Below are 9032 nucleotides of genomic sequence, written 5' to 3'. Positions count from 1 at the left end.
CTTCAAAAGAGAGCCCTATGCGCAACACCGAAATTGCAGAATTTCTAAACAATATTGCCGACATGCTCGAAATAAAGGGCGAAAACCCATATAGAGTTCGAGCCTACCGCAACGCAGCCCGTGTAATCGAATCACTTACAGAAGATGTCGAGGATATCGCTCTTCGAGGTGAGCTCGACGAAGTTCCCAACATCGGTGAAAGCATAGCCGCGAAAATATCTGAATACCTCGAAACCGGCCGTTGCGAATATTATGAGCAACTAAAATCAGAAATTAACCCAGGAATTGCTAGATTACTAGAGGTACCTGGCGTTGGTCCTAAAAAAGCCAAATTATTTTATGAAATGTTAGGCATAGATTCTGTTGAAAAACTTGAGCAAGCAGCACGTGAGCACCGCCTTTCAAAGATTCCGCGAATTAGCCAGAAGACCGAACAAAACATTCTAAACGCTATTGAACGCTTGAAAGCTAGAACAGGCCGAACGCCGCTTGGAATAGCTCTACCAACTGCATTAGAATTCCTTGAAATGCTACGCGGCTTCCCAGAAGTAAAGCGTGCTGACCTTGCCGGCAGTTTGCGCCGAATGCGAGAAACTATCGGAGATCTTGATCTTCTTGCTTCCTCTGACGAACTTGAAAAAGTAATGGACCGCTTTGTCAATTTGCCCATGGTAAAAGAAGTACTTGCAAAAGGGCCAACAAAAAGCAGTGTTGTTACTACAGATAACCTCCAAATTGACTTGCGTGTAATAAAGCCACATGAATACGGCGCAGCATTGCAATATTTCACAGGCTCAAGGGCACATAACATCCATTTGCGAACAATTGCGGAAAGCCAAGGCTTAAAAATGAATGAATATGGTATCTTCCGCATATCCGACGGCAAGAGAATTGCTGGGGAGACGGAAGAAAGTATGTACGAAACACTTGGCATGGACTGGATGCCCCCTGAAATTCGTGAAGACATGGGCGAAATTGAAGCAGCACAAGAACACAGACTACCCCACCTAATTGAGGAGTCCGATCTTAAAGGTGATTTACATGTACATACCGACTGGAGTGATGGTCATAGTACTTTAGAGGAAATGGTCAAATCAGCTCGCGAACGCGGGTTTGAATATCTTGTGATTTCAGACCATTCTGTATCTATGGGCTTTATCCATGGTCTCAGCGTAGACCGCATTTCTGAACAAAGAACTTTGATTGACGAACTCAATCGCAAATATCCTGACATACATATACTTCAAGGAATTGAAGTTAACATTCGTGCCGATGGCTCGCTAGACTATGACGATGATGTGCTTGCACAATTCGACGTGGTAACCGCATCCGTCCATAGCGGGATGGGCCAGAGTAGACGCGTTATTACTGAGCGTGTTATCAAAGCAATTAGCAACCCAAATATAGATATCCTTGGCCACCCGACTGGACGAATTCTTGGCAAGCGTGACCCTTACGATCTAGACCTGGAGGCGGTCTTTCGTGTGGCAGCTGAAAATGGTACGGCAATGGAGATTAATTCAATGCCTGACCGTTTAGATTTAAAGGACACAGATGCTCGAATGGCAAAAGAAATGGGCGTAATGTTGGCAATAAATTCAGACGCCCACAGCGCAGACCAACTTCATGCAGTTCTCAAGTATGGAGTAGCCACCGCACGACGTGGATGGGCTGAACCCCAAAATGTTCTTAATGCTCTTTCCCTCAATAAACTACTCGAATGGCTTAAAACTAAGCGAAAAAGCGGCCGCAAAAAGTAATACAAAACGTTGTGTTTCCTTTGAAAAACGAAAACTTTTAACTCGCAGAAGTTTTTCATTCCAAAGGAAGGTTAGATACGCGAGCTATATCAAGCATTAGTATCATTTAGTTTTCCGTACAAATAAATAACTACTTCCTTAATGGTTCGGCAAGCGAGTTAAATGTGTTATCAATTCCCGTCCATTCGCAAAGTTGGGTTATTCCATCAGCTTTACATCGAGCGATGAAGTCCTCAAGACGCTTTAACGCTTCTGCCTTCTGCTCAGGCGTTCCCTTTTCTCCTATTTGTTTACATTCACGGTATATTTTCACATACTCTAAAGAAAGCCTGGCATGCTTCACTCGTCTCAGAACATCCTCATTGTCAGCCGCTTTCTCTGCTTCGTCAAAGAGCCTTTCACTCTCCGCCAGAATCTCTGATGTTAGCCAAGGTTTATTTGGATCTTGCCAAATATCACCATGAATGTTTTCTTTTCTCACTTTGTCATGGATTAAATCTAAAAACTTGCCAATGGGCTTCCCAGCTTTCCCAAAGAACCCATTAAGAAAATCAGCTATTACTGCCTTAGCATCTGCTTTCGTATTCCAAAGAAGCTTAGCGATAAGATATGCCTTCAAATCATCCATAAATCCAGCACCGCCATATGGACCCCAACCCGCATTATAAGTCCCCTGGCAGAAGATGCCCTTTACGCCATGCCTCTTATACATTGGCAGGTCCGCCGCAAGCTCCTCAAGGTCAGGCAAAGGCATAAGGTAATGCGGAAACACTGTATTATAGTGCCAAATGTAAAGAACATCGGCAATCTTATTCCAATTTCTCAAATTCTCCATAAAATCTGCATTTTTCTCGCATTTTTCATATGGATGATGCTGACAGTTTGAAATGGGGCAAATACGCACTCGAACATTTCTGCGAGGTTTGGTAATCTTCGGAGGTTTCTCCGTCCATTGATATGCAAGTGTGTCTATTAATTTGTCTGGATACTTCCTCTCTACCTCTTCTGCGATAGCATTTACAAAACGAAGCAGCAAACCAGATGGAGCACCTTCTTCTTCATCAATAGCCTTACATTTCTCACACTGACAATTGTTGTACCAATCATTTTGAGAAACAGAATATATTTTCGCACTTGGCCGCTCTTCGATCCACCTAAACACAGTCTCTGTAGCTATTTTCACAACGTCAGGGTTACTCATACAAAGTTGAGTATGATCGTTGGTTCGCTTGCCATCAATCATTGAGTAATATTCAGGATGATCTTGCCAATATTTTTCAAGGGGAACAAGAGCAGCAAAGGTATGAACAAAGTAATGATATTCTACCTTTCCGCCCTTTGTCTTGTCTAGCTTCGTCCCATTCCCGTTAACTCGGTTACGAGCGGCCCAATCTGCATCGAAAGCCCCTGTGTAATAGGGTTCACGATATTCGAAATCTGGTTTCTGGACTATATCAAGCGGCCCAAGAATTACAGTTGGCTTTTTGGGTATATAGCTCACGCTGGGTGTATACCATCTGCACCCAAGAACCTCCTCCAGGAACGCATAAACACCATACATTGTTCCTCTAAGCCGACCACCGACAATCACCAAATGGGGCCCTGCAGTCTTAATTGCAAAACCCTCATCTCCGAGGTCTTTAATATTGATGAAAACGCCCAAAGATTTAGCAGTATTCCCATCGCCCAAGACTATCATTCGCTTTGGGCTCCATTCACTTTCTGTTACTATAGGAAATTGGGCTCCGGTGATCTGATGCAAAAAGTTTGATAACTCTCTTGCCGCATGTTTTTCCGAAGGCGAAGCATTCATTGATAAAACGATTGTGTATTCGCTTCGGCCATTCTCAGCTAGTTTAACGCCATCCGCGTGCCCCTGAATTACCATAAATGCAAGCAGAGCCGCCAAAGCAAAAGCATACCCAAATTGCATTTGAATCCCCCTCAAAAAACTTCTTGTGCCTTGTTCTGCTATTGTATGCTTGACAAGTATACTTGTCAATTACCTTTCCATGTTTTTATAAAGAGTCGTTTTGTAAAACACTTCATCACCTTTTCTGCTCCCATTTTAGACATATGAAATAGGCGGGTATATTCGTTAAAAACAGCGCTTTTACAGGCCACAAACCATGAAAAGTGACGTCATCCTGATACGACAAGCAGGATTAGGGCATGGAGACCCGCAGTTGGGAAGTATACTGCTTATCAATTTCTTAGAACTCTTAAGCGAACGCCCCCAAATGCCACGCTATATTGTTCTATTAAACGAGGGCGTTACTTTGGCACAAGAAGGGTCAAACGCAATCGAACAACTAATGAAGATTCAAGAACGTGGTGTAGAAATAATAGCATGTCAAACAAGTGTGGAATATTTTGCTCTTGAAGATAAAATATGTGTTGGTGAGATTGGAAATATGCAGCAAATACAAGACATACTTCTTTCTCACCAAGTGCTCACTATATAAAATTTTGCAACATTCTTTTTCTATTGAGGCTTGATTATTTCCACACCACCCATATAAGGCCGAAGCACTTCTGGAATAACAACCGAACCGTCTGCCTGCTGATAATTCTCTAGAATTGCAATAAAAGTTCGTGGCAATGCAACACCAGAACCATTTAGGGTATGGACAAATTCGGGCTTGGCATTCGGTTCGCGTCGGAAGCGTAAATTCATACGCCTAGCTTGGAAATCTTCAAAATTACTGCATGACGAAATTTCCAACCACTGCTCAACACCCGGTGCCCAGCCTTCTATGTCATAGGTTTTTGCACTAGCGAAGCTCATGTCACCAGTACACAAGAGCCTAACACGGTATGGAATCTCAAGTGCTTGGAGAACTTTCTCAGCATCCGCGGTTAGCTTTTCCAGCTCATCATAAGACGTTTCAGGGAGCACGAATTTTACTAGTTCTACCTTGTTAAATTCATGCACTCTTAGTAAGCCTCGCGTGTCCTTCCCTGCAGCACCCGCTTCTCGCCGGAAACAAGCGCTGTAGCCCGTAAGATAGATAGGTAGCTCTCTTCCATCCAGTATCTCTTCGCGGTAAATATTTGTAATTGGTACCTCGGCTGTAGGAATAAGGAACAAATCGTCATCGGGGAGTCGGTACATGTCGAATTCCATTTTAGGAATCTGCCCTGTTCCAATCATTGCAGACCGGTTTGCCAAAAAAGGTGGGAAGACCTCTGTGTATCCATGCTTGCTAGTATGGAGGTCTGCCATGAAATTAATAAGCGCTCGCTCAAGCCGTGCACCTAGCCCCATGTATAGGATAAATCCACTGCCAGTGATTTTTGAACCGCGCTCGAAGTCAACCAATCCCAATCTCGCCGCAAGCTCCCAATGCGGAAGTGGCTGAAAGTCAAACTCGCTTGGCTTCCCCCATTCTCTAATGACCACATTGTCCTTCTCGTCTTCGCCGATTGGTACACTTTCGTGGGGTATGTTTGGAATCATAAGAAGGGCTTTTTGGAGGCGGTCTTCTAATTCCCGTACTTCCGCATCTAGCTCCTTAATTTGGTCGGAAACCTCACGCATGCGAGCAATCTCGGCTGATGCGTCTTGGCCAGCTCGCTTCATCCTGCTGATTTCTTCGGAAACGCTATTCCGAAGTGCCTTGAGTTGCTCGACTTCCGCAAGTCTGCCGCGCCAAAGCGCGTCTACCTCCAAAAACTCATCAAGAACCGAGACGTCCATCATTTTCTTTTGAATGCCGTCTCTTACCTTATCAGGATTTGATCGAATAAACTTCGCATCAAGCATAGAAAGCCACGCTACTTTCTAATTATTTCGAGCAATTCTTTGACCTTTTCTTCCATTTTTTCCTTTGTTTTTGCCTCAACATTTAAGCGCAGGAGAGGTTCTGTCTGACTCGGGCGTACATTGAACCACCAATCATCAAACTCAACAGTAAGGCCATCAAGTTCGATAATGCGCCCATCTTTGTACCGCTCTTTAAGCTCAGCAAGTTTGGCAGCAACGTCTTTGACTTCGGAGTTTATCTCCGGGCTGTGATAATAGCGTTTTATTGGAGCAACAAGCTCAGAAAGCGGTTTTTGTTCGTGAACAAGGAGTTTTATTATATTCAACATGGCCAGGTCGCCATTATCGGTTACGTAGAAGTTTGAGAAGTAGTAGTGGCTGGATAGCTCTCCACCAAAGTACGCACCTACCTCTCGCATCTTTGCTTTTATAAGGCCATGCCCCACTTTGTACATCATTGGGACTCCGCCAGCTTTCTCAATTTCCTCCCTGACAGCCCAGCTACTGCGCACATCATAGATTATAATTGCGCCAGGTTTTTCTTTTAGCATTTCACGAGCAATTAGAGCTGTGATTAAATCTCCAGATATAGTCTGTGCCTTTTCATCCACAAAGCCTACTCGGTCCCCATCACCATCAAACATTACGCCAAAGTCCGCCCCTACTTCCAAAACCTTTTTCTTTAAATCCGTTAGTGTTTCTTCTTTTAATGGATTCGCTTCGTGATGGGGGAACCGACCATCAAGCTCCCAGTAAAGTGGATAGACAGTGCAGTTTTTCCCTTCAAAAAGCTTTGGCAGAATCATTCCGTCCATGCCATTGCTTGCATCAACAACAATTTTGAGACCGCCGAAATCGGAGACACCACTGGCGCTAAGGACGGCTTGAACGTAGCTATCCAAAGTAGAAACACTGCCGCGAAATTGACCTTTACGTTCGGGAGTTTCAAATTTTCCTTCATTTGCAATCCTGTAAAGTTCTTGATTGCTTACAAAAGCAATGCTAGGAATTGCTTTTGGACCGGTCATCTTAAAACCGTTGTATTCTTCTGGATTGTGGGAAGCTGTTATCATCATTCCAGCATCGGCTTCCAAGACATTTACAGAGTAATAATACATGGGTGTGCTTGTTAAGCCAATGTGAATTACATCGCTCCCCTGGTCAAGCAATCCTTGGGTAACTGAGCCAACGAGCGATGGACTATGAACTCGCATATCATGTCCTACAACCGTTAGCTTTGGTTTCAACTTTTGAGCGGCCGCCCGAGCAATTCGATACGCAACATCCTCGTTGAATTGGTCTGGGTATATCCCGCGAATGTCGTAAGCTTTAAAGATACTCGGATCAACCTGCTTCATTCGGCTCTCCCTTCTTATTTTTTCGACCGCCCAGCTTCGGTCGCACTCTTTAAAAACAAACATGGGTAATTATACTTACGAGAAGGTATGACGTCAAGCCAATACAAGGATTTAGAATAAGCGACTTGCTATCAATTAGCACAAAAATACCCAATCTAGGGTATTCTTATCATGTAGTTCTTTCCCCAAAGATTGGGCAAATATTTGACGAATAGCTTTGGCTTGTTTTTATTTAGTCAAACGGTCGGCAAGAGCCTCGTGTTCCTCCCATATACCAAGTGGAAGTGAGTAGCCGAATTGTTGGAACCAGGCAGTTTGGCTATCCAACTCCTCATACCATGCATCTTTATCAATATATAACAATTCCTCCATTGTCTTCTCAGATACCTTATCCTCTATGCCTGTCAAGTCTATTGCATTTTTGGTTGGCATATAACCAATAGGCGTCTCAATAGCATCTCCTTTGCCTTTGCATCGGTCCACGATCCACTTAAGAACGCGAATATTATCACCAAAACCTGGCCAGAGGAATTTTCCATCCTCTCCTTGGCGGAACCAGTTTACCCTGAATATTTTTGGTGGGTCTTTAAGTCGTTTGCCCATCTCAAGCCAGTGTGCAAAATAATCAGCCATGTTATAACCGCAGAATGGCAACATAGCCATTGGGTCGCGGCGAACTATCCCCTGTTGACCCAATGCAGCAGCTGTTGTCTCAGATGCCAAAGTTGCACCAACATAAGTGCCATGCTGCCAGTTGAATGCTTGGTAAATTAAAGGGGCTAATCGTGCACGCCGCGCGCCAAATATAATCGCTGAAATTGGTACTCCCTTAGGATCCTCCCAATATGGCGAAATGCACGGGCATTGAGATGCCGGAGCCGTAAAGCGAGCATTAGGATGTGCTCCTTTTTCTCCGCATGCTGGCGTCCACGGCTGACCTTGCCAATCTATACCATGTTCAGGGGGAGGATCATCATGACCTTCCCACCAAACGGTGCCATCTGGCCTGATGAGTACATTTGTGTAAATTGTATTACTTGCAATAGTTCGCATCGCACTGGGATTGCTTTTGCTGTTTGTTCCCGGCGCAACGCCAAAAAATCCAGCTTCTGGGTTTACCGCCCAAAGCCTGCCATCGGGGCCTATGCGCATCCAAGCAATATCATCGCCTACCGTCCAAACTTTATATCCGCTGAACTCTTTTGGGGGCACTAGCATAGCAAGGTTTGTTTTTCCGCAAGCGCTAGGGAAGGCTCCAGCAATGTACGTAACTTCGCCGTCAGGGCTCTCAACCCCCAAAATTAGCATGTGCTCAGCCATCCAACCTTCTTTCCGGCCCAAATAGCTTGCTATTCGAAGCGAGAGGCATTTCTTCCCCAAGAGAGCATTTCCCCCATAACCCGAACCAACGCTCCATATTGTATTATCCTCGGGGAAATGGCAAATGAACCGCCTTTCAATATCTAGCTCGTGTTTCGAATGCAAACATCGTGTAAAGTCACCAATCGACTCTAGTTCGTCGAGAACCAGATTCCCTATGCGTGTCATAATACGCATGTTTAGCACAACGTAAATGCTATCAGTCAGCTCAATTCCAATTTTCGAAAATGGAGAACCTGGAACGCCCATAAGAAATGGAACAACGTACATCGTTCTACCTCTCATCGAACCTTTAAAAAGAGCACCCAGGCGTGTATAGGCGTCCTTAGGCGACATCCAATTGTTCGTTGGGCCGGCGTCCTCTTCTCTTTCGGTACAGATGAAGGTCAGATGCTCAGTACGTGCGACATCATTTGTTGCCGTCCGATGGTAGACACAGCCAGGCAACTTCTCTTGATTTAGCTCTATTAGCTCACCAGTGCCTAATGCTTCGCGTGTCAGGCGTTCCTTTTCTTCGACAGAGCCGTCACACCAGATGACTTCGTCTGGTTCGCACAGCCTTGCCATTTTTTCTACCCACTCTTCAGCTGTTTGCCGTACTCCCATACTCACTTCCTCTCGTTAATTTTTACAAATACCATTGGTTTTCTAATTTATTTGTGCAAGTATTTGAAAGTCCGAATATCCTCCATCTTTATGGCTGCTGTCTCTTATAAACAACTCAGAGCCCACGAGACTAAGGAGAATATAGTATGCCGTCTTATGCTT

General features: G+C 44.5%; 6 protein-coding genes. 2 read left to right on the top strand and 4 right to left on the bottom strand.

All coding sequences use genetic code 11. The features are described from left to right. The first annotated feature begins 17 nt into the window (after positions 1 to 17). The gene (gene polX / locus K6T99_12970) at positions 18 to 1760 is read left to right on the top strand and encodes a DNA polymerase/3'-5' exonuclease PolX (GenBank protein MCL6520732.1); all 1743 of its coding nucleotides are present in this window, start codon (positions 18 to 20) and stop codon (positions 1758 to 1760) included. A 130-nt stretch (positions 1761 to 1890) separates the two neighbouring features. Here polX and K6T99_12965 read toward each other — a convergent pair whose 3' ends face one another. Beyond that, entirely contained in the window at positions 1891 to 3693 is a 1803-nt protein-coding gene (locus K6T99_12965) for a DUF4838 domain-containing protein (protein MCL6520731.1), read from the bottom strand. A gap of 196 nt (positions 3694 to 3889) precedes the next feature. Here K6T99_12965 and K6T99_12960 point away from each other — a divergent pair, with 196 nt between their 5' ends. Next, positions 3890 to 4225 carry a hypothetical protein gene (locus tag K6T99_12960; GenBank protein MCL6520730.1) on the top strand — a complete coding sequence of 112 codons (336 nt, stop codon included), beginning with the start codon at positions 3890 to 3892 and terminating at the stop codon, positions 4223 to 4225. 20 nt (positions 4226 to 4245) lie between these two features. Here the strand turns inward: K6T99_12960 and serS are convergent, their stop codons facing one another. From serS to K6T99_12945, 3 genes are all read right to left on the bottom strand, one after another. Next, positions 4246 to 5526, bottom strand: a complete 1281-nt coding sequence (gene serS, locus K6T99_12955) for a serine--tRNA ligase (protein ID MCL6520729.1) — start codon at positions 5524 to 5526, stop codon at positions 4246 to 4248. A gap of 11 nt (positions 5527 to 5537) precedes the next feature. Then, positions 5538 to 6884: a phosphomannomutase/phosphoglucomutase gene (locus K6T99_12950; protein ID MCL6520728.1), complete on the bottom strand. Its 1347-nt coding sequence runs from the start codon at positions 6882 to 6884 to the stop codon at positions 5538 to 5540. Between the two features lie 228 nt (positions 6885 to 7112). Continuing rightward, positions 7113 to 8870, bottom strand: a complete 1758-nt coding sequence (locus tag K6T99_12945; protein ID MCL6520727.1) for a phosphoenolpyruvate carboxykinase (GTP) — start codon at positions 8868 to 8870, stop codon at positions 7113 to 7115. Positions 8871 to 9032: the final 162 nt, after the last annotated feature.

Source organism: Armatimonadota bacterium (assembly GCA_023511795.1).
Taxonomy (GTDB): Bacteria; Armatimonadota; UBA5829; order DTJY01; family DTJY01; genus JAIMAU01.
Note: the sequence above shows the minus strand (reverse complement) of the source record. Positions and strands in the feature narration are given on the sequence as shown.

Bases quoted from the DNA above. Each gene is read 5' to 3' on its own strand.
- polX (MCL6520732.1), top strand. From the start codon at position 18: ATGCGCAACACCGAAATTGCAGAATTTCTAAACAATATTGCCGACATG.
- K6T99_12965 (MCL6520731.1), bottom strand. From the start codon at position 3,693: ATGCAATTTGGGTATGCTTTTGCTTTGGCGGCTCTGCTTGCATTTATG.
- K6T99_12960 (MCL6520730.1), top strand. From the start codon at position 3,890: ATGAAAAGTGACGTCATCCTGATACGACAAGCAGGATTAGGGCATGGA.
- serS (MCL6520729.1), bottom strand. From the start codon at position 5,526: ATGCTTGATGCGAAGTTTATTCGATCAAATCCTGATAAGGTAAGAGAC.
- K6T99_12950 (MCL6520728.1), bottom strand. From the start codon at position 6,884: ATGAAGCAGGTTGATCCGAGTATCTTTAAAGCTTACGACATTCGCGGG.
- K6T99_12945 (MCL6520727.1), bottom strand. From the start codon at position 8,870: ATGGGAGTACGGCAAACAGCTGAAGAGTGGGTAGAAAAAATGGCAAGG.